Origin of the sequence: Kitasatospora sp. NPDC004745 (assembly GCF_042873275.1) — a bacterium.
In the GTDB taxonomy this organism is placed as follows: Bacteria; Actinomycetota; Actinomycetes; order Streptomycetales; family Streptomycetaceae; genus Kitasatospora.
In genome coordinates this window covers 1-23,961 of record NZ_JBIALK010000030.1, presented here as the reverse complement: position 1 = coordinate 23,961, position 23,961 = coordinate 1, and the positions used below count along the sequence as shown (strand labels likewise).

Genomic DNA, 23,961 nt, shown 5'->3' with positions numbered 1-23,961 from the left:
CGTGGTCCCGGTGGTGGGGACGCCGTCCCGGTCCCGCGGTCCTGGCCCCGCCGCCCGCCGCCCGCCGGGCTGGTGCCCGCCGCCCGCCGCCCGCCGCCCGCCGCCCGCCGGGCCGGTGCCGGGGCGGCAGGGGTGGCGGGCCGTCAGCCGTAGATGTTGCGGCAGAGCCGGGCCTGCTCGGAGCCGGCCGGCCAGCGGCCGACGCGTTCGGCCTGGTCGCAGAGGGTGCCCGGGCCCAGGGAGGGCGGCGCCGCGCCCGGGGCCGGGGCCGCCGGGGCGGGGCCCTGCCCTGCCGCCGCGGAGGTGCCGTGGGTCGCCGCGCCCGGGCGCGGGGTGCGCCCCGGCCTCGGGTGCGGGGTCGCCGCGCGCTGCGAGTCGGCCGACTCGCCCCCGGCCGCCGCGGTCGTCGTCGCGGGTGCCGTCGCCGAGGCGGCCGACGCCGCACCGCTCTGCTCCGACCCGGTCGGGGTCGCCGCGCCGCCGCGTTCCGGCACGGGGGCCGGCAGCGGGGACGGCGCCGGAGTGACGGCCGGCCCGGGTTCCGCACCGGCCGGCAGGGAGGCGGAGGGCGAGGTGTGCGGCAGCGCCACCACGTCCAGGTCGTCACCCGACCCCGGCCCGCACATCGCCAGGACGGCGGCCAGCACCGCCAGCGTCCCGACGGCCCCGGCCACCCGGACCAGCCGCCTCCGGCGGCGGACCGAACCGGTGCCGACCGCGGGCACGGGCCCCGGAACCGGCCCCGGCGCGGGAGCCACGGGCACCGGGGGCGGCTGCCACGCGTCCTGCGGCCACTGCCACTGTCCTGCGGTGGGTTGCCCCGTCATGTCGTCGTCCTTCCAGCGCCGAACCCCCCGCCGTCCCTCCCCTCAGCTCAACGAGCGCGCCGACGCGGGGACATGACCCGGAAGAGGGTTCTGGACGGGCGCCGATTGCCGCCGCGGCACATGCTGGGGGCATGGAGACCAACAGCACGTCCAAGCCCCTCGTCGAGGTTGCCGACTTCCGGACCGACAGCCGCTACCGCCTGGTGCACTTCGAGGGCCACGGCTGGGAGCCGCTCGCCCCGGAGGAGTTCGAGCCCCGGGTCCACCAGCTCTTCCCCGACCTCGACCCGCACGACGCGATCCGCGTCCACTGGGCCGACCGCCCGTGGGAGTGGCCCGCCTGGCACCCCGGTGAGGCGTGAGCCACAGTTCGTTACGCTGTCCGGGTGAGTGTGGATCACTTCTGGCGTCGACTGCCCGGACCGGCCGTCGACACGTGCTCGCCGACCGAACTCGGCGAGCTCGTGCCCGACCGGCACGACGTCCGGTACGACCAGCTGGCCGCCGACGGCCTGCTCCTCGGAGTGCGGAGCACCGCCCGGCTGATGGAACTCGCACTCACCGAGAACGGCCTGCACCCCGACCCGGCCGCGCGCCTGCCCGTCTACGGCGGCGAGCGCCCCGAACCCGCCGCCGCGGGCCCGCTGGTGCTGCGGCCCGAGCAGGTCGCGGCCGCCTTCACCTTCCTCCGGGACTCCGCGCTCGGCGAGCTCGTCCGCCAGCAGAACACCGTGCTGGCCCGCACCGTCGCCCACCTCGGCTACCCGACGCCGTGGTCCGAGACCTGGGCGGCCCGGGTGGTGGCCGACCTGCGGGAACTGCGGGACTTCTTCGCCGACGCGGCCGCGGCCGGTGACGCGGTCGTGGTCCGGGAGTCACGGTGAGCGGGGCGGGGGAGGGCGCGGCCGACGGGCGCGGTGGCAGCGCGGGGAGTGCCGTCAACGGCGGAGGCGCCGTCAACGGCGGAGGTGCTGGGTACGCCGGAAGTGCTGGAAGTACCGGAAGTGCCGGCTACGCCGCCGAAGCGGCGCAACTCGCCGTCCAGTACGAGAGTGTGACCTTCGCGGAGGTCCACCGCGACCTGCTGCAGCACTACCCCGCCCCGCCCGCCGCCGTCCTCGACGTGGGCGCGGGAACCGGCCGGGACGCGGCCGCGCTCGCCGCCCTCGGCCACCCCGTCGTGGCCGCCGAGCCGACCGCCGAACTCCGCGCCCACGGCGAGCGGTTGCACCCCGGACCGGGCATCCGCTGGGTGCCCGACGCACTGCCCGCGCTGCCCCGGCTCGGCGCCGGGGGCGAACGCTTCGACCTCGTGCTGCTGACCGCCGTCTGGATGCACCTCGACGCGGCCGAGCGCCCGGCCGGGATGGCCGTCCTCGCCCGTCTCCTCGCCCCCGGCGGCCGCCTCGCGCTGACCCTGCGCCACGGCCCCGTCCCGGCCGGGCGCCGGATGTTCGACGTCCCGCCGGAGGAGACCGTCGCCCAGGCCGCGGCCCACGGCCTGCGGCTGGTCCACCGCACCGAGCGCGCGGACCTGCACGGCCGCGCCGACGTCCGATGGACGGGCCTGGTCCTGGAACACCCCGCGGACTGAACGGCGCCGGGGCCGCCGGGCACCGTGAACGCGTCGGGGACGACGCCTCTTGCGTCCGATCGTCGTACCGGCTCTAGACTCCGTCCCGTGGCGGATCATCAGAGCGAGACCAGGGCGGCCTACGACGGGGTCGTCGAGCTGTACGCGTCGAAGTTCGCCAACGGGCTGGAGGACCAGCCGTTCGGCCGGGCCATGATCGGCACCTTCGCCGAACTGGTCCGCGCGACGGGCAACCCGCGGGCGGCGGACGTCGGCTGCGGGCCCGGGCACCTGACGGCCATGCTGCACGAACTGGGCCTGGACGCCTCCGGATTCGACCTCTCCCCGGGCATGGTCGACCACGCCCGGCGGGCCCATCCGGCGCTGCGCTTCCAGGAGGCGCGGATGGAGTCGCTGCCGGTCGGGGACGGCGCGCTCGGCGGCGTGCTGGCCCACTACTCGGTGATCCACACGCCGCCGGGGGAACTGCCGGCGCTGCTCGCCGAGCTGGTGCGCGTCCTGGCGCCGGGCGGCCTGCTCCTGCTCTCCTTCTTCGGTACCGAGGGGCCGGCGCCGGTCCGGTTCGACCACAAGGTGACGCCCGCCTACAGCTGGCCGGTGGACCGCCTCGCCGACCTGCTGGCCGACGCCGGGCTGGTCCCCTTCGCCCGGCTGCTCCACGACCCGGCCTCCGAACGGGGCTTCCTCGACGCCCACCTGCTGGCCCGCCACCCGTAGGCCCCGCCGGGGCCCTACCCGGCGTCCGCCCAGGCGGCGGTGGCCCGGCTCCGGTCCCGCCACTGCCGCACGCCCGGGCCGTCCGGATCCCGGCGGCGGCAGAACTCCTCCAGCCAGGCGCACTTGGCGAGCATGGCCCGGCGGCGCACCGGCCAGGGCGGGACGGGGCGACCGTAGGCGCGGAAGAGGTGGTCGAGGTCCCCGCCCCGGTCGGGGTGGTGCATCCGCACGATCCACTCGCACCACGCGAGGTCCTCGACCGGGTCCCCGGCGTGGGCGAACTCCCAGTCCAGTACGGCCGTGACGGCGAAGGTGTCCGGGTCGAGCAGGAGGTTGTTGGGCCCGAAGTCGCCGTGCACCAGTACCGCACCGGGGGCGGTGACCGGCTCACCGGACACCGCCGGGTCGAGCTGTTGCAGGCGGCCCAGGACCAGCCCGCACGCGGCCAGTACGCGCGGCCCGTGCCCGGCGTCCAGGAGGTCCTGCGCGGGCACGCCGGGCAGGTGCCCGAGCGTGAGCGCCGCCCGGTCGGCGGCCAGCACCGGCGGGACGGGCAGCCGCTCCCGGAGCCCGGTCAGCAGCCGCTCCTCGCGCGCCAGCCGGGCTTCGGCCTCCGGGCCGCAGTAGTGCTTCACGACCACGCGGCCGTCGCCCGTGGTGCGGTTGGTGTAGCCGTGCGGGAGGGGTTGCATGCGGCGATCCTCCCGGGAGCGCGGCCGCGGAGCCAGCGAATTGAGGTCGGGTCGGTCCGTCGGCGGTCCGCCACCCGGGTAGGGGAGGGTCTCGTCAGGCCGGGGCCGGAGCTCCGGTCGCCGCCCGGGCTACCGGGTCGGCACCGTCCGTCGGGCGGACCGGCGGGCTCTGCGCCGCCCGTGGCCTATCCGTGCCGGATCACCAGGCCCTGCCGGTAGCGGGCGGTGACGCGCAGGAACCCGACCAGGCCCGCGTAGTGGGCGGACACGTACTCCAGGCCGGACGGGTCCGCCCAGAGGCCGACCGGGTAGACGCCGGCCGCGGCGAGCGCGGCCGCCGTGTCGAGGCCCTCCGCCGTGCCGCCGGTGACGAGCTCGTCGAAGGGCAGGTCGGCCAGCTCCCGGGCGGCCTGCTCGACCCGTTCCGGTGCCAGGGTGTTCCCGTGCGGGGTCAGGCGGTGCCGAAGCCTTCGGCGACGAGGCGGGTGGACCAGTGGCGCAGGGCGGGGAGGAGGGGTGGGTGGGCGAGGCCGGCGGCGGTGGCGAGGCGGTCGGCGGAGGCGGTGTCGTAGCGGTCCTCGGAGAGGAAGGTGAGGGTCTCCGGATCCGCCCCGGTGAGGGTGCGGGGGAGGCGGCGGACCAGGGGGACGGGGATCAGGCCGCGTGGCGGGCGGACGTCGAGGTGGTCGGCGAGGAGGGCGATCAGGTCGGGGAGGACGGGCGTCGCCGGGTCGAGGACGGTGTGCGCCCGGACGGGCGCGTCGTCGTGGGCCGGGGTCGCGGCCAGGAAGCGGGCCAGGTGGTCGACCGTGACGACGGGCAGGAAGGTGCGGCGGGTGCCGGGCAGCAGCGGGAGCCGGCCGCGGTGGAGCTGCCGGACGAGCTGGGCGAGTCCGAGGTACTGCCCGGCCTCGCCGGTCAGCGAGTGGCCGATGACGCTGCTGGGGTTGACGGTGGTGAGCGGTACGCCGAGGCGCGGGGCGGTGACGCGGACGGCGGCGTCGCCGAGCAGCTTGGACGCCTCGTAGGCGCCGAGGCGGGCGTAGCGGGCCGTGGTGGTGCGGGCGTCGAGCGGGTAGCGGGGCTGCGGGTCGCGGCCGACGCGGTAGCCGGAGAGGTGGACCAGGCGGCGCAGCCGCGGCCGGGTGGCGGACCAGTGGAGGGCGTGCAGGGCGCCGTGCAGGTTGGCGGGTTCGGCCTGGGCGCGGGTCAGCCCGAACCGGTAGCGGGCGGCGAGGTTGTGGACGTCGCGGACCTCGGCGAGCCGGGCGTCGTCCTCGGGGGAGAGACCGAGGCCGGGGCGGGTGACGTCGGCGGTGACGGTGGTGAGTGCGGCGTCGTCGGCGTCGTGGGTGCGCAGCCACCGGCGCAGCTCGCCGCCGCGGTCGGGCTCGCGGACGGCGGCCGCGACGGGCTCGCCGCGGGTGAGGAGTTCGAGGACGAGCCAGCGGCCGAGGAAGCCGCCGGCGCCGAGGACGAGGGTGCGGGGCGGTGGCGGGGCGGACGGCATGATGTGCTCCGTAATCTGTAGACCGGTCTGCATATTTTTTGGGCGAGAAGGAGGGGCGGAGCCACCCCGAGGGGGGCTCCACCCCGGATCGACCTACGCCGCGGGCGCCTTCTGCGCGCCGAGCAGGTGGAGGACCGCGTGCTGGGCGTGGTCCAGCGGTTCGCGGCTGCGCCGGACGGACGCCAGCAGGACGGCGCCCTCCAGCAGGGCGAGCGCCTGCCCGGCGGCCGTGGCGGCCGCGGCGGGCTCGAAGCCCTCGGCCTCCAGCCGGTCGGCCAGCACCCGCTGCCAGCCCTCGTACACCTCGGCGCAGACGGCGCGCAGTGCCTCGTTGGTGCCCGCGACCTCCAGGGCGACGGTCGCGATCGGGCAGCCCTTGGTGTAGTCGGAGCCGGCCAGCCGCTCGGCGAAGACCTCGGTGAGGCGGCGGGTCAGCGCTCCGCTGTCGGCGCCCTCGGCGGTCAGGGCGGCGAGCAGGTCCTCGACCTCCCGGCCGGCCTGGACGAGGGCGGCGGTGACCAACTGGTCCTTCCCCTCGGGGAAGTGGAAGTAGAGCGACCCGCGCGGTGCGCCGGTCGCGGCGACGATCTGGTTGAGGCCGGTCCCGAAGTAGCCCTGTGCCTCGATCAGCGTCCGGGTGCCGGCGATCAGCCGGGCCCGCGTCTCTTCTCCCTTGACTCCCATGCGGAAAACAATAGACCGGTCTGCATATTCCTGTCGACGGTTGACGGTCGACGGGTGCCGCACGGTCAGGAGTCGCGGGCTGCCGGGCCGTCCGGGGCCGAACGGCTCCGCGCCGCGTCAGTACCGCGTCAGTACCGCGCCCCGGTCGGGAGGCCCGTCCACCGCAGTTCCTCGGGAAGGTGGCGCAGGTCGTTGAAGAGCGCCACGGAGGCCGGGCGGCCCGGGGCAGCGGGCCGTGGTGCACGACCGTGCGCGCCGGGCCCGGCCCGGGCCGAGGCGCGGCCGCGTCGGGACCCCCGTCCCCGGCACGGCCGCCCGTCGTGGATCAGCCCGCGTGGGCCTCGTCCAGCAGGGCGAGGTCCGCCGGGGAGAGCTGCAGGGCGCCGGCGGCGATGTTGTCCTCGAGGTGGGCGAGGTCGCCGGTGCCGGGGATGGCCAGGACGTGCGGGCCCCGGTGCAGCGTCCAGGCCAGGCGGACCTGGGCGGTGCTGACGCCGTGGGCCCCGGCCACCGCCAGGACCTGTCCGGGCTCGGACCCGCCCGGGCCGGACTCGCGGCCGGATCCGGCGATCGCGTAGAAGGGGACGAAGGCGATGCCCTGCTCGCCGCAGGTCCGCAGCAGCGCGTCCTGCTCGGGCGCGGCGCCGATGCCGTACGGGTTCTGCACGCACACGACGGGGGCGATGGTCCGGGCCTCGGCGAGCTGGTGCGGCTGGATGTTGGAGAGGCCGAGGTGGCGGATCAGCCCGGCCCGCTGCAAGTCGGCGAGGGCGCCGAAGCGTTCGGCGACCGAGTCGGACCCGAGGATCCGCAGGTTCACCAGGTCCAGGTGGTCGCGGCCGAGCTGGCGCAGGTTCTCCTCGACCTGCGCGCGCAGCCCCTCGGGGGTGCGGGCGTGCTCCAGCCACGTGCCGTCGGGGCCGCGTGCGGGGCCGACCTTGGTGGCGATCACCAGGTCGTCGCCGTACGGCGCGAGCGCCCGGTTGACGAGCTCGTTGGCGGAGCGCAGCGGGGAGAAGTAGAAGGCGGCGGTGTCGATGTGGTTGACGCCCAGTTCGACGGCGCGGCGCAGCACCCGGACGGCCTGCTCGCGGTCGCGCGGCACGGCGTGCGGAACGAGCGCCTTGCCGGTCTGCGGCAGTCGCATGGTGCCGAAGCCGATCCGGTGCACGGGGCGGTCGCCGAGGGTCCAGGTGCCGGAGGCGGCGGCGTGGACGGTGGTGGGAGCGGCGCCGGCGGCGGCGGTGCCGGTGGCGGGGCCGGCCGGGACGAGGGCAGGGGTGTGCACGGGAGGGGCGGTGTGGGAGGTCATGCCGTCATGATCTCCACTGCACTACTCTGACCGCCAACGATTCGAACATGTGTGAATCCACGGGGGTGGCATGACGGCCGAGCTGCAGTTCACGGCGGGCGACCTGGCGCGGATGCGCTTCGCGGTCTCGCCGATGTGGGAGGTCGGCCCGAGCCTGCGGCTGCTGCACTCGGGGATCGCCCACCCCGTGCACCGGCCGTGGGCGGAGCAGGTGCGGCCCCGGCTGGCGGCGGCCGGGCCGGAGCGCGGGTGGCTCACCGAGATCGTCCCGCCGGCCGGGTACGTGCCCGACTTCGTCAACCCCGCCCCCACCGGCGCCGCCCCGACCATCGGGAGCGAACTCGCCGCGATCCGGGCCACCCCCGACGCGCAGGTGCGCCGCGACCTCGACCGGCTGGCGTCCCGTCAGGGCGGCCTCGGCCCCCGGCTGCGCGCGCTGCACGCCGACCCGGCGGCGGGCCTGCCCCGGCTGACCGAGGCGATCGAGGCGTACTGGGAGCTCGCGCTCGCCCCGTACTGGGCCCGCATCCGGGCCGTCCTCGACGCGGACGTCCTGCACCGGGCCCGCCAGGTCGCCGAGTTCGGGGCGGCACGGGTCCTCAACAACCTGAGCACCGAGGTGCACTGGTCGGAGGACTGGCTGCGGCTGCGCCGGAGGTCGCGCCCGCTGGCCCCGGGGGCGTCGGGTGCCGGGCTGCTGCTGATCCCGTCCGCCTTCGCCCGGTCGGCGCTGTTCACCCAGGTCGCGGCGGAGCACCCGCCGCAGCTCGCCTACCCGGCGCGGGGGACCGGCCTGCTCTGGGCCGCCCGGCCGGCGACGGGCGACGGCGCCCTCGCCGTCGTCCTCGGGCGGTCGCGGACGCTGCTGCTCACCGAGCTCGACGCCCCGGCCTCCACCACCGAGCTCGCCCGCCGCACGGGGCTGTCGCCGTCGGCCGTGTCCCGCTACCTGACGACCCTGCGGGACGCCGGCCTGGTCAGCGCCCACCGGGCCGGGCGCTCGGTGCTCTACGCCCGGACCGCCACGGCGGAGGCCGTCCTCGCGCCGCTGGCCCAGGGGTAGGACCCGCGGGAGGCCCGCCGGTGGTCCGGCCCCGCGGGATCCACCGGGATGCCCCGGCGTGCCGGAGGGCGTCGGTGCCCTGGAAGAGTACGGGCATGACACCCGACCCTGACGACCGGCAGTGCCCCCGTCCGCGCGAGGTGCTGCGCTGCGCCGTCCTCGACGACGTCCAGGAAGCCGTCACCGGCATCGCCGACTGGTCGCCGGTCGCCGATCGGGTGGAGCTGACGGCCTTCCCCGACCGCTTCGGGTCGCAGGACGAACTCGCCGAAGCCCTGGCGGACTTCGACATCGTGGTGGCCCTGCGCGAACGGGTCGCGTTCCCGGCCCGGCTGTTCGCCCGGCTTCCGCGACTGCGGCTGCTGGTGGCCGCCGGCATGCACCACTCGGTGATCGACTACTCGGCCGCCGAGCGCCGCGGCGTGACGGTCTGCGGGACGTCGAGCTCCGTCACCCCGCCCGTCGAGCTGACCTGGGCGCTCCTGCTGGGCGTGGCGCAGGGCGTCGTGCCGGAGAGCACCGCGCCGCGCGGCGGGTCGCGGCGGAGTACCGCCGGAGCGGACCTGAACGGCCGGGTGCTCGGGCTGCTCGGCCTCGGGAGGGTCGCGGCCCCGGTCGCCCGGATGGGGCTGGCCTTCGGCATGGACGTGGTGGCCTGGAGCCGGAACCTGACGGACGAGCGTGCCGCCGAGGTGGGCGTGCGCCGGGCCGCGAGCCTCGCGGAGCTGCTGGGCGGCAGCGACTTCGTCTCGGTGCACCTCGCGCTCGGCGAGCGCACCCGGGGGCTGCTCGGTGCGGCCGAGCTCGCGCTGATGAAGCCCGGTGCCTGTCTGGTGAACACCTCCCGGGCGGCGATCGTCGACCGGGACGCCCTGTCGGCCGCGCTCACCGGGGGTCGGCTCGCGGGCGCCGCGGTGGACGTCCTCGACGAGCCGCTGCCCGCGGACCACCCGCTGCACACCGCGCCGGGGCTGCTGGCCACCCCGCACCCGGGCTACGGGCCCCAGCACCTCTACCGCCGCTGCTACGGCGAGGCGGTGGAGGACATCGCGGCGTTCCTCGACGGGGAGCCGATCCGGCGGCTGGGCTGAGGGACACCCGCGCCGACGTCCGTCCGCCGGGCCGGGCGCCGCCGCATACTGGCCGCGTGACGAGCGGAGACGGTGGACGAGGACGGGGCACCGACCGGCGCGGGGTGCTGAGGGCCGGTGCGGCGGCGCTGCTGCTGGGGGCGGCGGGGTGCGGCGGCGGGGCCGGGAAGCCGGCGGCGGGCGCGGGTCCGGCGGGGTCGGGGTCGGCGGGCCGGGGGAGCGCTTCGGCTCCGGGGAGCACGTCACCGGGCACGACCGCGGCGTCCGGCAGCAGCGTCGCCCCCACCCCGACGGCGGGCGGCACGTCCGGTGCGACGCCGACCGGTGTGGCGAGCCCGCTGCCCAACCCCCCGCTCTGGCAGCCCGGCCCGTCCGAGGTGCAGCCCGACGTCAAGCGGCGCGCCGTGGAGCTGGTCGCCGCGCTCGGGGCCTGGCCGCCGGGCGGCCAGGGCGTGGCCGCGGCGCGGGCCCGGGTGGCGGCGCTGGGCCTGCCGCCCGCCCTGGCGGACCAGGCCGGCCCGCTGGCGCCGCCGGCGCCGGAGGCGAGCCTGGAGGTGATCGACGCCCAGTACGGCGGGATCCTCGCCGACTCGGCGAGCGTGCTGGTGGTGTGCCGTCAGTGGACCCGCGGGCCCGACGGGTCGGTGGCCGGGGGCGGCTGCACGGTGGACGTCCGGCTGAGCCGGTCCGAGCCGCGCTGGACGGTCACCGAGCTGCACCCGGGGGAGCCGGGCCCGGCCGTGCCGACGCCGCCGCCCGCGGTGGCCCGGGTGTTCGCCGAGCCGAGGATCGAGCTGCCGCCCGGGGCGGCGGCCGACCTGCGCAGCGGCGCCGTGCACGACAGCGTGCTGGAGGCGATGCTGCGGCTGGCCGGCCCGTACACGCTCTCGGTGAGCGTGGTGCGGTCCGGCCATCCGCTGCTGGTGTTCGGCACGACCCGGCCCAGCGACCATCCGCAGGGCCGGGCCTTCGACGTGTGGCGGATCGACGGCCACCCGGTGGTGGACCCGGGGACGTCCCGCGCGCTGGTCGAGTCCTTCATGCGGGACGCGGCGGCCGCCGGGTCGTACAACGTGGGCGGGCCGGTGGCGGTCCGGGGCGCCGGCAACCAGTTCTTCACCGACGACACCCACCACGACCACGTCCACGTCGGGTTCACCGCCTGACCGGGCGGCCCCGGTCGGGCGGCCCCGACCGCCGCCCGACCGGTGACTGACCGGGCGTGCCGCCGCCCGGTCAGCCGGCCGTGCGTCAGTTGACGTTGACGCCGCTCCACGCCGCCGCGATCGCCTTGTACTCGGTGCTGTTGAGGCCGTAGAGGTCCTTGGCCGCGCTCAGCGAGGCGGTGCGGGCGCCCTTGTAGTTGGTGGTGGACGTCATGTAGACGGTCAGCGCCCGGTACCAGATCTTGGCGACCTTCTGGTTGCCGATGCCGGTGACCGTGGAGCCGTTGCAGGTGGGGCTGTTGTAGGTGAAGCCGTTGATGGTCCGGCTGCCGCTGCCCTCGCTGGCCAGGAAGAACCAGTGGTTGCCGACGCCGGAGGAGTTGTGCACGTTCAGCTTGCCGACCGAGCTGCTCCAGCAGTCCGCCGAGGCGCCGTCCAGCGAGGGCTTGTCGAAGCGGCGCAGCCACGGCGGGGTGGACTGGTCGCTGAACAGGTAGTCGGGGGTGTCGACCTTGTTGTTGGCGTACCACTCGACCATCGTGCCGAAGATGTCGCTGGTGGACTCGTTGAGGCCGCCGGACTCCCCGCTGTAGCGCAGGTTGGCGGTGGCGCTGGTGACGCCGTGGGTCATCTCGTGGCCCATGGTGTCGAGGTCGACCTGCTCGGGGTCGTGGCTGCCGTCGCCGTCGCCGGTCATCATGCAGAAGCAGCTGTCGGACCACTGGGCGTTGTCCCAGTTGGTGCCGACGTGCACGAAGACGGTGGCGCCCTTGCCGTCGTTCTTGATGCCGTTCCGGCCGAAGGTGTTCTTGTAGTAGTCGTACGTCCAGGCGGTGTTGGCGTGGGCGTCGACGGCGGCGGTGGAGCGGTCGGTGGAGAACTTCTTCCCGTCGCCCCAGACGTTGGTGGTGCTGGTGAAGGCGGTGCCGGAGCTCGCCTTGACCGAGGCGGCGGCGAGGTTGTGGGCGTCCTTGGTGACGTGGCCGCGGACCGGGTCGGTGAGCGTGTAGCCGCCGCTGGTCTGGGTGGTGTCGATGGTGATGTCGCCGGTGTACTCGGAGTGGCCGGTGCCGGAGGCCTCGTGCTCGGCGTCGTACGACTCGATCTGCTCGCCGGTGGTGGCGTCGGTGACGACCACCCGGCCGGCGGGCTCGCCGTGCTCGCCGGTGCCCTCGACGGTGGTGCGCCAGGCGAGCCGGGGGGAGCCGTCGGCGGCCCAGACGACCAGTTCGGGGCTGCTCACGGCGTCCCTGACGCCGGGTGCGGCGGCGATGCCCTCGGCGGCGCCGGCCTGCGCGGGGACCTTCGGGACGGTGGACTTCACGGCGGCGTCGTGGGCGGCGGCGCGGGAGGAGTCCTTGAGCCGGCCGCGGGAGTCCTGGTGGACGACGAGGTCGCCGCCGACCACCGGGAGGCCCTGGTAGGTGCGGTCGAAGCGGACGTGCTGGCTGCCGTCGGCGTCCAGGACGACGTCCTTGACCACGAGGTCCTGACCCGCGCCGAAGCCGAACGTCCCGGCGTTGCGGGCGACGTTGGCGCGGGCCTGGGCTATCGCGGCGTCGCGGGTGCCGGTGGCCGCGGAGGCGGTTCCGGTGGGAACGGCGACGGCGACGAGGGCGGCGACGACCGCGATGGCTCCGGCCGCGAGGGGGCGGCGGGAGGAGGAGGTGGGGCTCACTCTGACTCCAGTGGGGGTTAGCTGCAGGGAAAAGAGCTGCGACTGAGATTGACGGCGAGCAGTCAGCTGGAGCTAGAGGGAAGGTCATAACTTTGCCAAGTTGTGTCCTGTTCAAATCAAAAATGATCAGAAGTTAACATTGCGCCCACACTCCCGTCGTGACACTCGCTTACGCACACCCGCGCACGGCTCTAGGCTCGGCGCCATGGACGGATGGGTGGGGGCCTGGACCGGCGGGCGGGCGGCGGTCCACGTGGGCAACGTCGCGGACTTCAACGAGCAGTTCTTCGCCCCGGGGATGGACGGCGCCCAACGCGCCCGCCGCCTGCGGCAGGCGCACCACTACGCCTGCCTGGCCGCCTGCTACAGCCCCGAACCGGCCCTGCTGGTGCTGCCCGCGGAGGTCGCCCCGGAGTGGACGGACTGGCTGGCCCGGGAGCTGGAATGGGGCCCGGTCGAGGTGCACCGGGGAGTCTCGCCGGGGAGCACGGTCGCCCGGGCGCTCGCCGGACGGCCGGCCCTGAGGGCACGGATCGCCGGCCTCGGCGGACCGGTGGTCCACTGGGGCCGCACCGCGGACCAGGGCGAGGGGCCCGAACTGGCCGCCGTGCGCCGCTACGAGTCCAAGGCGGCCGCCCACGAGCTGTTCACCGAACTCGCCCCCGCCCACCCGGACGTCCACGTCCCCGCCCAGGAGTGCCCGGGCGGCCGGGGCCGCACCGCCCGCCGGCTGACCGCCCGTGCGGCCCGGGGGCTCACCACCGTCCTGAAGAGCCCGCACGGCGTCGGCGGCTACGGCACCGTCGTGGTGGAACCCGCCGACCTGTTCGCCGCGGGCGGCGGCCGGGCCCTGCTGCGGCGGCTGGTCCGCACCGAAGTCCTCCCGGCCCGGGGCGGGTTGCTGCTGGAGGAGCACGTCGACCCGGGCCCGGCCGCCCGGCTGCGCGACCTCACCTACGACGTGGTGATCGGCTCCGACGGGGCCGTCCACCCGGTCGGCGCCGGGGTCATGGCGGTGGCCGGCACCCGCTACCAGGGCGTCACCGTCGGGCCCGGCGCGGTGCCGGACGCCGCCGCGGGGACGGCCCGCCGGTTCGCCCTCGCGGTGGGGGAGCGGCTGGCCGCCGAGGGCTACCGCGGCTGGTTCGACGTGGACTTCGTCACCGACCGCCGCCGCCGGCTCGCCCCCACCGAGATCAACCTGCGGCTCACCGGCCCGGCCGTCGCCTTCGTGCTGCGGGAACGGCTGGACCGGGTGCGCGGGCCGGGCCACCTCGTCCGCACCCTGGACGCGATGCCCCTGGGAGCCCGCCTCGCCCAGGAGGCGCTCCACGACCACCTCGACCGGCTGCGCCCGGCCTGCGCCCGGCTCGGGGTCACCCTGCTGCCGCTGATCCCGACGGCCGGCCACGACCCGGAGCCCGTCGTCGGCCTCGCCCTGGCCGGGACCGACGCCGAGGCGCTGGACGCGGCACAGGCGCTGCTGGCGGCGGCGAACCACGCCCTGGCCGGGATGTTCGAAGCCCTGCGGTGACGGGCGGTCGGGACGCGCGCGGCCGCCTCGGGCGACCGATCGCCGTTTCGGCGACGGCGCTTCACCCGCTCCGGGCGGCCCCCCGGCGGCCGCCGCCCGCTACTGCTCGCCCACCGGCGGCCGCCAGACCACGAACCGCACCACGACCAGCGCCGCGAGCATCAGCGGGATGTTGAAGGCGAACACCAGCGCCGTCTCGCGCGGCCAGTCCGTGGCGCTGGTGAGGCGGTACAGGTTGTCCTGCGGCCACCAGTTGACCAGCAGCCAGGTGATCGCGAGATGGGTCAGCACGGACAGCCGGTACGGCCGTCCCTGTCGCAGCACGGCCTCGAAGCCGGCGGCGAGGTAGACCACGCCCGCGCCGAACGCCAGGTTCTCGCAGAGGTACAACAGCCTGAAGTACGCGTCGTAGGGGGACGGGACCAGCGAGACGTCGGTGGAGCCGGGGAAGAACTCGTCGGTGATCGCCCACGCGCCGGCGCCGAACAGCAGCACGCAGAAGACCGCCGCGCAGCCGGCGACGGAGCGGCTCTCGGAGCCGCCGCCCCCGGCCTTGCCGCCCGCCTTCCCGCCGACCGCCTTCACCGGGCGCCCGGCGGTGAGCGCGGCCGTCCGCGCGGCGGTGTGCTCCGGCGGTGCGGGCAACGGCAGCGCGGAGCGGTCCAGCTTGCCCGCCCGGGTGCGCGGCAGGTCCGGCACCACCACGACCGCCGAGGGCGCAGCGGCGCCCGGCAGTTCCGCCGCCAGGTGCTGCGAGAGCGACCAGCCGTCGGCGCCGTCCGCGGCCGGTTCGGCCACCGCGTAGCCGACCAGCCGCCGCTGCCCTGGCCGCGGCTCCAGCTCCACCACGGCGGCCTCCCGGACCGCGGGGTGCGAGCGCAGCACGCCCTCGGCCCGGGCGGCCGTCAGCACCATGGCCACCGCCGAGGCCTTGCCGGGGTGGTCGACCGGACCGAGCACGGTGGCGGCCCGGCCGAGGAACTCCAGGACGCCGTCCGGGCGCAGCAGTCCGACGTCCCCGGTCAGCAGCACCCGCCCGTCCGGGTCGAAGTCGGCCCGGACGAAGCGCCGCCGGGTGTCGTCGGGCCGGCCGAGGTAGCCCCGGCCGAGCCCGCTCCCGGCGACGGCGATCTCGCCGGGCCGCCCGGGCGCGACGGGGAGGCCCTTCGGCCCGACCACGTAGACCCGGGTGCCGGGGAAGGGCCGGCCGACCAGCGAGACCCGCTCGCCGCCGTCGGCGACGGCGCTGCCCCGGGCGTCGAAGTAGGTGCTGTCGACGGTGGCCTCGGCCAGGCCGTAGACGTTGAGCACCCTGGTCCGCTCGCCGAGCAGCCGTTGCAGGCCCAGCTGCTCGTCCAGGTACCACTTCTCGGCGCCGACGGTCAGCAGCCGCACCCCGGGCAGGGCGCGGCCGGTCCGTTCGAGGAAGGCGCTCAGCCGGCGCGCGGTGCGCACGTTCAGCTCCACGACGGTGATCCGCTCGTCGGCGACCAGCGCGGGCAGCTCGGCGACGTCGGCGGTGCGGTCCAGGGTGAGGTTGCGCGGGGCGACGACGAGGGCGGCCCCGGTGCACAGGGCGCGCACCCAGTCGGCGGTGAAGACGTCGAACTCCAGGCTCGCCGTCTGCAGGATCCGGTCCTCGGCGGTCAGCCCGTACACCTCGCACCAGCTGCGGTGGGCGGCCAGCAGGTTGTCGTGCCCGATCAGCGCGCCGGTGGGCGGGCCGGTGGTTCCGGAGGTGTAGAAGACGCAGGCGAGGTCGGCGGGGCCGGTGGCCGGGGCGTCGAACGGGCCGTCCGCCGACACGGTCAGGTCCGGGCAGACGACCGGTGCGCCGCCGGCGTCGGCGAGCCGCACCCGGTGGCCCTCCTCGGTGACCACCAGGTCCGGTGCGGCGTCGGTCAGCACGTGCCGCAGCAGCGCGTCCGGCGCGCTCGGCTCCAGCGGCACGTAGGCGGCGCCGGTCTTCAGCACGGCGAGCAGGGCGACGTAGACGCCCGTCCCGCGGCCGAGCGCGACGGCCGCCCGGCCGCCCGGGGCCAGGCCGCGGGACGCCAGGTCGCGGGCGAGTGCGGTGGCCCGGGCGTCCAGCTCCCGGTACGTCAGCTCCTCGGCCCCGCACCGGACGGCGACGGCGAGCGGGGCCAGCCGGGCCTGCTCCTCGACCAGTCCGTGCACCGTGCCGGCCGCCGGCGGTGCCCCGACCGCGGCCTTCCCGACCGCGGGCTCCCCGACCCCCGGGCCGCCCGTCGCCTCCCCCAGCGCGGCGCCGCCCGCAGCCTCCCCGACGGCGGCCTCCCCGACCGCCGCCGCTCTGCCCGTCGGCTCCCCGTCCGTGGTCTCCCCGTCCGTCATGACGGCGCTCCCCTCGTCGCTCCGGAAGCACCGATCATCCTCCCAACTCCGGCCGGGCAAAAGGGTCCTGGCGCGTCCATCCCTCGGACGAAGCGATCTTGCCTGGGGCCCCGGTTGTACTCTGCACGCGGACGGTCGGCGCCGTACCGGCTGGTGCGGCGCCACGCCCGTACCCTGCCCGGTGTCGTGATCGGAGGTCCGCCCCCATGAGTTCGTCCGCCCCGTCCTTCGAGGGCCCACTGCTGCGCACCCGGGACGTGGACGTCGTGCGCGACGGCCGCCACCTGCTGCGCGGGATCTCCCTCACCATCGAGGCCGGCGAGCACTGGGCGCTGCTCGGGCCGAACGGGGCGGGGAAGTCCACCCTGCTCGCGCTGCTCGGCGCGGTCTCCCACCCGACCCGCGGGGAGGTGGACGTGCTGGGCCGCCGGCTCGGCCGGGTGGACATCCGTGAGCTGCGCGCCCACCTCGGGCACGTCAACCCCCGCCACCCGCTGCGCTCCCCGCTGAGCGTGCGCGAGGTGGTGCTGACCGGGCACACCAACACCATCGAGCCGGAGTGGCACCGCAAGGCCGCCCCCGAGGTGCTGGCCCGGGCCGAGCAGCTGATCGAGACGCTCGGCATGGCCCCGATGGCCGACTCCCCGTGGACCACGCTCTCCCAGGGCGAGCGCGGCCGGGCCCTGATCGCCCGCGCGCTGATGCCCAGCCCGCGGCTGCTGCTGCTCGACGAGCCCGCCACCGGACTGGACCTCACCGCCCGCGAGCTGCTGCTGGACAGCCTGGACCTGCTGCGCCACCAGCACCCCGAGCTGGCCAGCGTGCTGGTCACCCACCACCTGGAGGAGCTGCCGGAGAGCACCACGCACGCCCTGCTGCTGCGGGCGGGGGAGTGCGTGGCGGCCGGGCCGGTGGACGAGGTGATGACCACGGGGCTGATCAGCGAGACCTTCGGCCACCCGATCCGGATCAGCCGCCACGAGGGCCGCTGGACGGCCCGCGCGGCCGCCCGCCGGGTGCCCGGGGCGTGAGGCCGTGGGCTGACGGACGGCGGCCCGCGAGGGTGCCCGGGCATGAGGTCGTGGGCTGACGGACGGCGGCCCGCGAGGGTGCCCGGGCATGAGGTCGTGGGCTGACGGACGGCGGCCCGCAAGGGTTCCCGCCACCTGACGGATTGACAGGTGGGGGGCGGTGTAGACGCTGAAATCAGATTTCCCTAAGGTATGCCTTAGCTAAGTGGGTGGGGGGACCGGTGCCCCCGGTTCCCCCGCCCACACTCAGTGCTGCCCAGGTCCACCCTGCCCTCTCCGTTGGAGCCCGTATGTCCGCCCGTCGCCGTACCACTGCAGCCGCGCTGCTCACCCTCGCCGTGGCGACCGCCACCCTGGCGGGCTGCGCGGACAAGAAGGACGACAAGGCGGGCGGCGCCGACGCCGTCAAGATCAACGCCACCGACACCGCCTGCGAGGTCTCCAAGACCACGTTCCCGGCCGGCCACGTCGTCCTCGACATCAGCAACAAGGGCGCCAAGACCACCGAGGTCTACGTCTACGGCGACGGTGACAAGATCATCACCGAGCGCGAGAACATCGGCCCCGGCACCAAGGCCACCATCAACGCCGAGATCAAGGCCGGCTCCTACGAGATCGCCTGCAAGCCCGGCATGGTCGGCGACGGCATCCGCCAGAAGATCACCGTGACCGGCGAGGGCGGCAGCGCCGCCGCAGCCGACCCGCGCCTGGCCACCGCCGTCGAGGCCTACCGCAAGTACGCCCAGGAGCAGGCCGACGCCACCATCCCGGCCGTCGAGGCCTTCGCCGCCGCGATCACCGCCGGCGACGTCGAGAAGGCCAAGTCGCTCTACGCGCCCTCGCGCACCGGCTGGGAGCGCACCGAGCCCGTCGCGGAGAGCTTCGGCGACGTCGACCCCAAGACCGACACCCGCGAGGACAAGGTCGAGGCCGGCCAGCAGTGGACCGGCTGGCACAAGCTGGAGAAGTCGCTCTGGGCCGACGCCAGGATCGGCGACGACGAGAAGACCCTCGCCACCCAGCTGGTCAACGACCTCAAGGACTGGCAGAAGAAGATCCCCTCCGCCGAGATCACCGCGACCAGCATGGCCAACGGCGCCAAGGAGCTGCTGGACGAGGTCGCCACCAACAAGATCACCGGCGAGGAGGACCGCTACAGCCACACCGACCTGGCCGACTTCCAGGCCAACGTCGAGGGTGCGCAGAAGGCCTACGAGCTGCTGAAGCCCGTCGCCGCCGAGAAGGACCCGGAGCTCGCCAAGACCCTCGACTCCGAGTTCACCGCCATCACCGCCCTGCTCGCCAAGTACAAGCAGGCCGACGGCACCTTCACCTCCTACGACAAGGTCACCGAGGCCGAGCGCAAGACCTTCTCCGACGCGGTCAACTCGCTGGGCGAGCCGCTGTCGAAGCTGGCCGCCGCCGTCGTCGTCAAGTAGCGACCCCGGCACCACCGAGCACCGTCCCCACCCCTCCACCGACGCCGTGGCGGCCCCCAAGCGGCCGCCACGGCATCGGCGAGTCAGCACAGAGAAGGATCCACCCGCCGATGGACGCCGAGAACCAGCAGCAGACCGAAGCCCCGGCCGGCACCGACGCCGCCCCCGCCGGCGGCGTCAGCCGCCGGGCCGTGATCGGCTGGGCCGGCGCGGGTGTCGCGCTCGGCGCCGCCGCCGTCGGCTCGGTCGCCGCGGCCACCCGCCAGGACGACCCCGCCCCGGCACCCGCCGCCCAGGCCGGCGCCGAGGTGCCCTTCTACGGCGACAACCAGGCCGGCATCGCCACCCCCGTCCAGGACCGCCTGCACTTCGCCGCCTTCGACGTCTCCGACAAGGCCACCCGCGAGTCGCTGGTCAAGATGCTCAAGGAGTGGACCAAGGCCGCCGCCGCGATGACCGGCGGCCGCGAGGTCGGCACCGGCGCCGCCAGCGGCCTGCCCGAGGCGCCGCCGGACGACACCGGCGAGGCCCTCGGCCTGCCCGCCTCCCGGCTCACCCTCACCATCGGCTTCGGCCCCACCCTGTTCGAGAAGACCGGCCCGGACGGTCAGCCGGTCGACCGCTTCGGCCTCAAGGCCAGGCGCCCCGAAGCCCTGATCGACCTGCCCGCGTTCAAGGGCGACAAGCTCGACCCGCTGCGCAGCGGCGGCGACATCTGCATCCAGGCCTGCGCCGACGACCCGCAGGTCGCCGTGCACGCCATCCGCAACCTGGCCCGCATCGGCATGGGCACCGTCAACATCCGCTGGTCGCAGCTCGGCTTCGGCAAGACCTCCTCCACCACCCCGGACGCGCAGACCCCGCGCAACCTGATGGGCTTCAAGGACGGCACCCACAACATCGCGGGCACCGACACCGCCAAGCTCGCCGACCACGTGTGGGCGGCCCCCGGCGACGGCGCCGACTGGATGACCGGCGGCTCCTACCTCGTCGCCCGGCGCATCCGGATGCACATCGAGACCTGGGACCGCACCTCGCTCAAGGAGCAGGAGGACGTCTTCGGCCGCACCAAGGGCGAGGGCGCCCCGTACGGCAAGGCCAAGGAGCACGACGCGCCGGACCTCAAGGCCATGCCCGCCGACTCCCACGTCGCCCTGGCCCACCCGGACGCCAACAGCGGTCTGATGATCCTGCGCCGCGGCTTCTCCTTCACCGACGGCACCGACGGCCTCGGCCGCCTGGACGCCGGCCTGTTCTTCCTCGCCTACCAGCGCGACACCCGCAAGGCCTTCGTCCCGCTCCAGCAGCGGCTCGCGGGCAGCGACAAGCTCAACGAGTACATCCAGCACGTCGGCTCCGCCCACTTCGCCTGCCCGGCGGGCGTCCGCAAGCCCGGGGAGTGGTGGGGCCAGGCCCTGTTCGGCTGATCCCGACCGCGTTCCCCCGTACCACCTCGACACCCCCCAGGAGCCCGCGTGTTCGGCAACTACCTGATCGGCCTGCGCGAAGGCCTCGAAGCCAGCCTGGTCGTCTGCATCCTGATCGCCTACCTGGTCAAGACCGACCGCCGGGACAAGCTCCCGCCGGTGTGGACCGGCGTCGTCTCGGCCGTCGTGCTCAGCATGGCCTTCGGCGCGGTGCTGCAGTTCGGCTCCTCGCAGCTCACCTTCGAGGCGCAGGAGGCGCTCGGCGGCTCGCTGTCGATCATCTCGGTCGGGCTGGTCACCTGGATGGTGTTCTGGATGCGCCGCACCGCCCGGCACCTGAAGACCGAACTGCACGGCAAGCTCGACGCGGCCGTCGCCATGGGCACCACGGCCCTGGTGGTCACCGCCTTCCTGGCCGTCGGCCGGGAGGGCCTGGAGACCGCCCTGTTCATCTGGTCCGCGGTGCAGGCCACCGGGGACGGCTACAACCCGCTGATCGGCGCGGCCCTCGGCCTGCTCACCTCGGTGGTGCTCGGCTGGCTGTTCTACCGCGGCGCACTGAAGATCAACCTGGCGAAGTTCTTCACCTGGACCGGCGCCATGCTGGTGGTCGTCGCGGCCGGCGTGCTCGCCTACGGCGTGCACGACCTGCAGGAGGCCGGCTGGCTGCCGGGCCTGCACAGCCAGGCCTTCGACATCTCCAGCACCATCCCGAAGGACAGCTGGTACGGCACCCTGCTCAAGGGCGTCTTCAACTTCCAGCCGGACCCGACGGTCCTGCAGCTGGTGGTCTGGCTGCTCTACCTGGCGCCGACCCTCGCCGTCTTCTTCAACCTGTTCGGGGGCCGGGCGAAGCCCGTCGCGGCCAAGCCCGCCGCCTGACCTCCCGCACCCCCGCCCCGCCCCGACCGGCCCCCGCCGGCCGGGGCGGTCGCGCATCCGGCCCCCGGCACCCCGCCGGGGGCCGCGGTACGGGGCGGGGGTGTCCGGGTCGGGCAGGGGTGTGCGGGGCGGGGCCGGGACGCGGCGGAGCCCCGGGAGGTCCTGGACCGCCCGGGGCTCCGGGGTGACGTGAGCGGGGCCGCTACTCGCTCTTGATCGCGCCCAGGATGTCCATCCGGGCGGCCCGGCGGGCCGGCCACAGGGCGGCGAGCAGGCCGATCACCGCGGCCGCGACCAGGAAGCCGAGGATCTGCAGCGGCGGCACCACGGTGGTCATGTCCTTGAAGGAGTCCGCCATCGTGCGGTTGCCCGCCCAGGCGACCAGGACGCCGAGCCCGATCCCGACCACGCCGCCGAACAGCGCGATCAGCAGCGACTCCAGTCGCACCATCCGGCCGATGCCCCGGCGGTCCAGGCCGATCGCCCGCAGCATGCCGATCTCCCGGCGGCGCTCGTAGACCGACATCGCCATGGTGTTGACCACGCCGAGCACCGCGATCACCACGGACATCCCGAGCAGCCCGTACATGACGTTCAGCACGTTGGTGACCATCTGGCGGCTCTCCGCCTTGATGTCCTCGTCGCCCTTGACCGCGATCAGCGGGTTGCCGCCGGTGGCGTCCCGCAGCGCCTGCTTCAGCCCGCCGGTGGCGCCGTCCGCGCCCTTCACCAGGATCCGTTCCAGGCCGCTGCCGGGCGCCGCGTGCGGGCCGACCACGGCGTCGGGGGCGACGAAGCCGGCCGGCGCGGTGTTGGCCTCCAGGACGGCACCGACGGTGAGCGACCCCTTGGTGCCGTCCGGGTAGGTGACCGCGACGGCGTCGCCGACCCGGTAGCCGGTGCGCTCCGAGGTGCCGGCGCTCACCATCAGCCGGCCCTGCTTCAGCGCGTCCGCCGACCCCTCCTTGACCTTGATGGTGGCCAGCCGGTCGATGGTCGCCGCGTCGACGGCCCGCAGGTACTCGGTGGTCGTGCCGTCCGGGCCGTCCGCGGCGGCCGATCCGTGCGTGCCGTGCGTGCCGTTCGCGGCGGTCTTCACCGGGACGGTGCGCTCCACGCTCATCGCGCTGACGCCGGGCGTCCTGGCGACCTGGGTGGCGACCTCGGGGGAGAGCATCGAGAAGTTCTTCATCGCGACGGTGTAGTCGGCCTTGAGGTCGCTCCCGGTGGACTTGTCCAGGGCCTCGTTCACCGAGGCGCCGACCACGGTCAGCGAGGTGATCAGGGTGACGCCGATGGTCAGCGCGGAGGCCGTGGCGGCGGTGCGCCGGGGGTTGCGGACGGCGTTCTCCCGGGCCAGCTTCCCCGGCGTGCCGTACAGCCTGCGCAGCAGCGGGGCGAACAGCGCGATCAGCGGCCGGGAGAGCAGCGGGGTCAGCACGAACACGCCGATCAGCAGCGCGCCCGCACCGAGACCGACCAGCTTGACCTCCTTGCCGCCCACGCCGGCCGCCAGCGCGCCACCGCCGGCCAGGGTGAACAGCAGGCCGATCGCGTTGCGCACCCGCAGGCTCTTCTGGGTGGCGGGCTGCTCGACCGAGCTCATCGCCGCGACCGGGGCGATCCGGGAGGCGCGGCGGGCGGGCAGCCAGGCGGCCAGCACCGTCACCAGGACGCCGACGGCGATCGCGGTGACCACCGTGGACGGCGCGATGATCAGCGGGCCGTCCGGCAGGTTGGCGTCCATCGGGCCGTTGAGCACGGCCTTGAGCCCGACGGCGATCCCGATGCCGGCCAGCAGGCCGCCCACCGACGCGGCGAGGCCGACCAGCAGCGCCTCGATCAGCACCGAGCGGGTGATCTGGCGGCGGCTGGCGCCGACGGCGCGCAGCAGGGCCAGCTCCCGGGTGCGCTGGGCGACCAGCATGGCGAAGGTGTTGGCGATGATGAAGACGCCGACGAACAGGGCGATGCCCGCGAAGCCCAGCAGGAAGGTGCTGAGCATCCGGGTGCCCTGCTCGATCATCCGGTCCTGTTCGGCGGCGAGTTCGCGGCCGGTCCTGGCCTCGAGGTTGTCGCCCTGCGGGAGGGCCTGCTTCACGGCGGCGAGCAGCGCGGCGTCGTCGGTGCCCGGCTTGGCCCTGACGTCCAGCTCGGCGTAGTGGCCGGGGCTGAGGTAGAGCCGCTGGGCGGTGGCGGTGTCGAAGGCGGCGAGCGAGCCGCCGGCCACCACGCGCGGGTCGTTGGTGTGCAGGGTGCCGGTGAGCTTGAGCTCCATCACCGGGCCGTTGACGGCGACGCGGACGGTGTCGCCGACCTTGTACCCGCCCTTGTCGGCGGTCCTGGTGTCGAGCGCGATCTCCTTGGCGTCCTTCGGGCCGCGGCCCTCGACCAGCGGGTAGCGCGGGTCGGTGCCGTCGGCGCCCGGCACGTAGTTGGTGCCGGTGGTGGAGAAGCCGTCGCCGATGAGGGCGCCCTTGCGGTCGGCGATGCCGGCGAAGCCGCTGACCACGCCGCGGGCGTCGGCGGCGCCGGGCAGCGCCGCGACGGCCGTGCGGGTGTCCTCGGTGAGGGAGGGGCCGGCCTCGGCCCGGTCGCCGCGGTCGTAGCCGCGGCCGACGGCCTCGTGGTCGCTGACCGTGACGGCGATGTCGGTGTAGCTCTTGGAGTTCTGGGTCCTGAGCGCGTTGCCGAAGGTGTCGGAGAAGACGAGCGTGCCGGCCACGAAGGCGGTGCCGAGCAGGACGGCGAGCGTCGTCATGAGGAGCCGGCCCTTGTGGGCCAGCACGTTGCGCAGTGCGGTGCGGAACATGGGGGAGTGTCAGTCCTGGGGGGCTCGTGGTTCGGTGGCGTCGGGGTCGAACGGGCTCAGCTGGTGCGGCCCTTGGCGTCGAAGCGGCGCATGCGGTCCAGGACGGTGTCGGCGGTGGGCGTGTGGAGTTCGTCGACGATGCGGCCG

Annotated in this window: 21 protein-coding genes and 1 pseudogene; 12 read left to right on the top strand and 10 right to left on the bottom strand. The window is 75.3% G+C overall.

Annotated features, from left to right (window positions below; all coding sequences use genetic code 11):
- Positions 1–143 precede the first annotated feature (143 nt).
- Entirely contained in the window at positions 144–827 is a 684-nt protein-coding gene (locus ACFYUY_RS33895; RefSeq protein WP_387906356.1) for a hypothetical protein, read from the bottom strand.
- A 131-nt stretch (positions 828–958) separates the two neighbouring features.
- Here ACFYUY_RS33895 and ACFYUY_RS33890 point away from each other — a divergent pair, with 131 nt between their 5' ends.
- The 4 genes from ACFYUY_RS33890 to ACFYUY_RS33875 all read left to right on the top strand — a co-directional run bounded on the left by ACFYUY_RS33890 (position 959) and on the right by ACFYUY_RS33875 (position 3,138).
- Positions 959–1,189 carry a hypothetical protein gene (locus tag ACFYUY_RS33890; RefSeq protein WP_360212159.1) on the top strand — a complete coding sequence of 77 codons (231 nt, stop codon included), beginning with the start codon at positions 959–961 and terminating at the stop codon, positions 1,187–1,189.
- A gap of 24 nt (positions 1,190–1,213) precedes the next feature.
- On the top strand, positions 1,214–1,711 hold the full coding sequence (locus ACFYUY_RS33885; protein ID WP_360212161.1) for a hypothetical protein: 498 nt from the start codon (positions 1,214–1,216) through the stop codon (positions 1,709–1,711).
- A gap of 170 nt (positions 1,712–1,881) precedes the next feature.
- Positions 1,882–2,421, top strand: coding sequence for a class I SAM-dependent methyltransferase (locus ACFYUY_RS33880; RefSeq protein ID WP_360212163.1), 540 nt, complete (start codon positions 1,882–1,884; stop codon positions 2,419–2,421).
- A gap of 87 nt (positions 2,422–2,508) precedes the next feature.
- Positions 2,509–3,138 (top strand): class I SAM-dependent methyltransferase, encoded by a 630-nt coding sequence (locus ACFYUY_RS33875; RefSeq protein WP_387906353.1) that lies wholly within the window; start codon positions 2,509–2,511, stop codon positions 3,136–3,138.
- 14 nt (positions 3,139–3,152) lie between these two features.
- On the opposite strand, the gene ACFYUY_RS33870 is transcribed toward ACFYUY_RS33875, so the two are convergent.
- From ACFYUY_RS33870 to ACFYUY_RS33850, 5 genes are all read right to left on the bottom strand, one after another.
- Complete coding sequence (locus tag ACFYUY_RS33870) at positions 3,153–3,830, bottom strand: phosphotransferase (RefSeq protein WP_360212167.1); 678 nt, start codon at positions 3,828–3,830, stop codon at positions 3,153–3,155.
- 185 nt (positions 3,831–4,015) lie between these two features.
- Positions 4,016–4,264 carry a DUF1877 family protein gene (locus ACFYUY_RS33865; RefSeq protein ID WP_387906462.1) on the bottom strand — a complete coding sequence of 83 codons (249 nt, stop codon included), beginning with the start codon at positions 4,262–4,264 and terminating at the stop codon, positions 4,016–4,018.
- Positions 4,265–4,281: 17 nt separating this feature from the next.
- Entirely contained in the window at positions 4,282–5,340 is a 1,059-nt protein-coding gene (locus ACFYUY_RS33860) for an SDR family oxidoreductase (RefSeq protein WP_387906350.1), read from the bottom strand.
- 93 nt (positions 5,341–5,433) lie between these two features.
- Positions 5,434–6,024 (bottom strand): TetR/AcrR family transcriptional regulator, encoded by a 591-nt coding sequence (locus ACFYUY_RS33855; RefSeq protein ID WP_360212171.1) that lies wholly within the window; start codon positions 6,022–6,024, stop codon positions 5,434–5,436.
- Between the two features lie 325 nt (positions 6,025–6,349).
- On the bottom strand, positions 6,350–7,336 hold the full coding sequence (locus ACFYUY_RS33850) for an aldo/keto reductase (RefSeq protein ID WP_387906348.1): 987 nt from the start codon (positions 7,334–7,336) through the stop codon (positions 6,350–6,352).
- A 70-nt stretch (positions 7,337–7,406) separates the two neighbouring features.
- Between ACFYUY_RS33850 and ACFYUY_RS33845 the strand changes: the two genes are divergently transcribed.
- The 3 genes from ACFYUY_RS33845 to ACFYUY_RS33835 all read left to right on the top strand — a co-directional run bounded on the left by ACFYUY_RS33845 (position 7,407) and on the right by ACFYUY_RS33835 (position 10,656).
- Positions 7,407–8,399 (top strand): DUF5937 family protein, encoded by a 993-nt coding sequence (locus ACFYUY_RS33845; protein WP_387906345.1) that lies wholly within the window; start codon positions 7,407–7,409, stop codon positions 8,397–8,399.
- A gap of 95 nt (positions 8,400–8,494) precedes the next feature.
- Entirely contained in the window at positions 8,495–9,490 is a 996-nt protein-coding gene (locus ACFYUY_RS33840) for a D-2-hydroxyacid dehydrogenase family protein (RefSeq protein ID WP_387906343.1), read from the top strand.
- Between the two features lie 326 nt (positions 9,491–9,816).
- A complete protein-coding gene (locus ACFYUY_RS33835; RefSeq protein WP_387906341.1) occupies positions 9,817–10,656 on the top strand; it encodes a hypothetical protein in 840 nt (279 codons plus the stop codon).
- 85 nt (positions 10,657–10,741) lie between these two features.
- On the opposite strand, the gene ACFYUY_RS33830 is transcribed toward ACFYUY_RS33835, so the two are convergent.
- The gene (locus tag ACFYUY_RS33830) at positions 10,742–12,334 is read right to left on the bottom strand and encodes a M4 family metallopeptidase (RefSeq protein ID WP_387906338.1); all 1,593 of its coding nucleotides are present in this window, start codon (positions 12,332–12,334) and stop codon (positions 10,742–10,744) included.
- Positions 12,335–12,539: 205 nt separating this feature from the next.
- Between ACFYUY_RS33830 and ACFYUY_RS33825 the strand changes: the two genes are divergently transcribed.
- Positions 12,540–13,868, top strand: coding sequence for a hypothetical protein (locus tag ACFYUY_RS33825; protein ID WP_387906335.1), 1,329 nt, complete (start codon positions 12,540–12,542; stop codon positions 13,866–13,868).
- Positions 13,869–13,967: 99 nt separating this feature from the next.
- Here ACFYUY_RS33825 and ACFYUY_RS33820 read toward each other — a convergent pair whose 3' ends face one another.
- On the bottom strand, positions 13,968–16,223 hold the full coding sequence (locus tag ACFYUY_RS33820) for an amino acid adenylation domain-containing protein (protein ID WP_387906334.1): 2,256 nt from the start codon (positions 16,221–16,223) through the stop codon (positions 13,968–13,970).
- 206 nt (positions 16,224–16,429) lie between these two features.
- On the opposite strand from ACFYUY_RS33820, the gene ACFYUY_RS33815 reads away from it, so the two are divergent.
- The 4 genes from ACFYUY_RS33815 (at position 16,430) to efeU (ending at position 21,002) form a co-directional block, all read left to right on the top strand.
- Entirely contained in the window at positions 16,430–17,254 is an 825-nt protein-coding gene (locus ACFYUY_RS33815) for an ABC transporter ATP-binding protein (RefSeq protein ID WP_387906332.1), read from the top strand.
- A gap of 290 nt (positions 17,255–17,544) precedes the next feature.
- Positions 17,545–18,693 (top strand): iron uptake system protein EfeO, encoded by a 1,149-nt coding sequence (gene efeO / locus ACFYUY_RS33810; protein ID WP_360212191.1) that lies wholly within the window; start codon positions 17,545–17,547, stop codon positions 18,691–18,693.
- A gap of 110 nt (positions 18,694–18,803) precedes the next feature.
- Complete coding sequence (efeB, locus tag ACFYUY_RS33805; protein WP_360212193.1) at positions 18,804–20,120, top strand: iron uptake transporter deferrochelatase/peroxidase subunit; 1,317 nt, start codon at positions 18,804–18,806, stop codon at positions 20,118–20,120.
- 48 nt (positions 20,121–20,168) lie between these two features.
- Positions 20,169–21,002, top strand: coding sequence for an iron uptake transporter permease EfeU (gene efeU, locus ACFYUY_RS33800; protein ID WP_360212195.1), 834 nt, complete (start codon positions 20,169–20,171; stop codon positions 21,000–21,002).
- A 202-nt stretch (positions 21,003–21,204) separates the two neighbouring features.
- Here the strand turns inward: efeU and ACFYUY_RS33795 are convergent, their stop codons facing one another.
- Complete coding sequence (locus ACFYUY_RS33795) at positions 21,205–23,814, bottom strand: ABC transporter permease (RefSeq protein WP_387906329.1); 2,610 nt, start codon at positions 23,812–23,814, stop codon at positions 21,205–21,207.
- Between the two features lie 56 nt (positions 23,815–23,870).
- Positions 23,871–23,961 (bottom strand): annotated as a pseudogene (locus tag ACFYUY_RS33790) (ABC transporter ATP-binding protein); the annotation flags it as partial.

Excerpts from the sequence above, each read along its gene's own strand:
- ACFYUY_RS33895 (WP_387906356.1), bottom strand. The coding sequence starts at position 827 with ATGACGGGGCAACCCACCGCAGGACAGTGGCAGTGGCCGCAGGACGCG.
- ACFYUY_RS33890 (WP_360212159.1), top strand. The coding sequence starts at position 959 with ATGGAGACCAACAGCACGTCCAAGCCCCTCGTCGAGGTTGCCGACTTC.
- ACFYUY_RS33870 (WP_360212167.1), bottom strand. The coding sequence starts at position 3,830 with ATGCAACCCCTCCCGCACGGCTACACCAACCGCACCACGGGCGACGGC.
- ACFYUY_RS33860 (WP_387906350.1), bottom strand. The coding sequence starts at position 5,340 with ATGCCGTCCGCCCCGCCACCGCCCCGCACCCTCGTCCTCGGCGCCGGC.
- ACFYUY_RS33855 (WP_360212171.1), bottom strand. The coding sequence starts at position 6,024 with ATGGGAGTCAAGGGAGAAGAGACGCGGGCCCGGCTGATCGCCGGCACC.
- ACFYUY_RS33850 (WP_387906348.1), bottom strand. The coding sequence starts at position 7,336 with ATGACCTCCCACACCGCCCCTCCCGTGCACACCCCTGCCCTCGTCCCG.
- ACFYUY_RS33845 (WP_387906345.1), top strand. The coding sequence starts at position 7,407 with ATGACGGCCGAGCTGCAGTTCACGGCGGGCGACCTGGCGCGGATGCGC.
- ACFYUY_RS33840 (WP_387906343.1), top strand. The coding sequence starts at position 8,495 with ATGACACCCGACCCTGACGACCGGCAGTGCCCCCGTCCGCGCGAGGTG.
- ACFYUY_RS33825 (WP_387906335.1), top strand. The coding sequence starts at position 12,540 with ATGGACGGATGGGTGGGGGCCTGGACCGGCGGGCGGGCGGCGGTCCAC.
- ACFYUY_RS33820 (WP_387906334.1), bottom strand. The coding sequence starts at position 16,223 with ATGACGGACGGGGAGACCACGGACGGGGAGCCGACGGGCAGAGCGGCG.
- ACFYUY_RS33815 (WP_387906332.1), top strand. The coding sequence starts at position 16,430 with ATGAGTTCGTCCGCCCCGTCCTTCGAGGGCCCACTGCTGCGCACCCGG.
- efeO (WP_360212191.1), top strand. The coding sequence starts at position 17,545 with ATGTCCGCCCGTCGCCGTACCACTGCAGCCGCGCTGCTCACCCTCGCC.
- efeB (WP_360212193.1), top strand. The coding sequence starts at position 18,804 with ATGGACGCCGAGAACCAGCAGCAGACCGAAGCCCCGGCCGGCACCGAC.
- ACFYUY_RS33795 (WP_387906329.1), bottom strand. The coding sequence starts at position 23,814 with ATGTTCCGCACCGCACTGCGCAACGTGCTGGCCCACAAGGGCCGGCTC.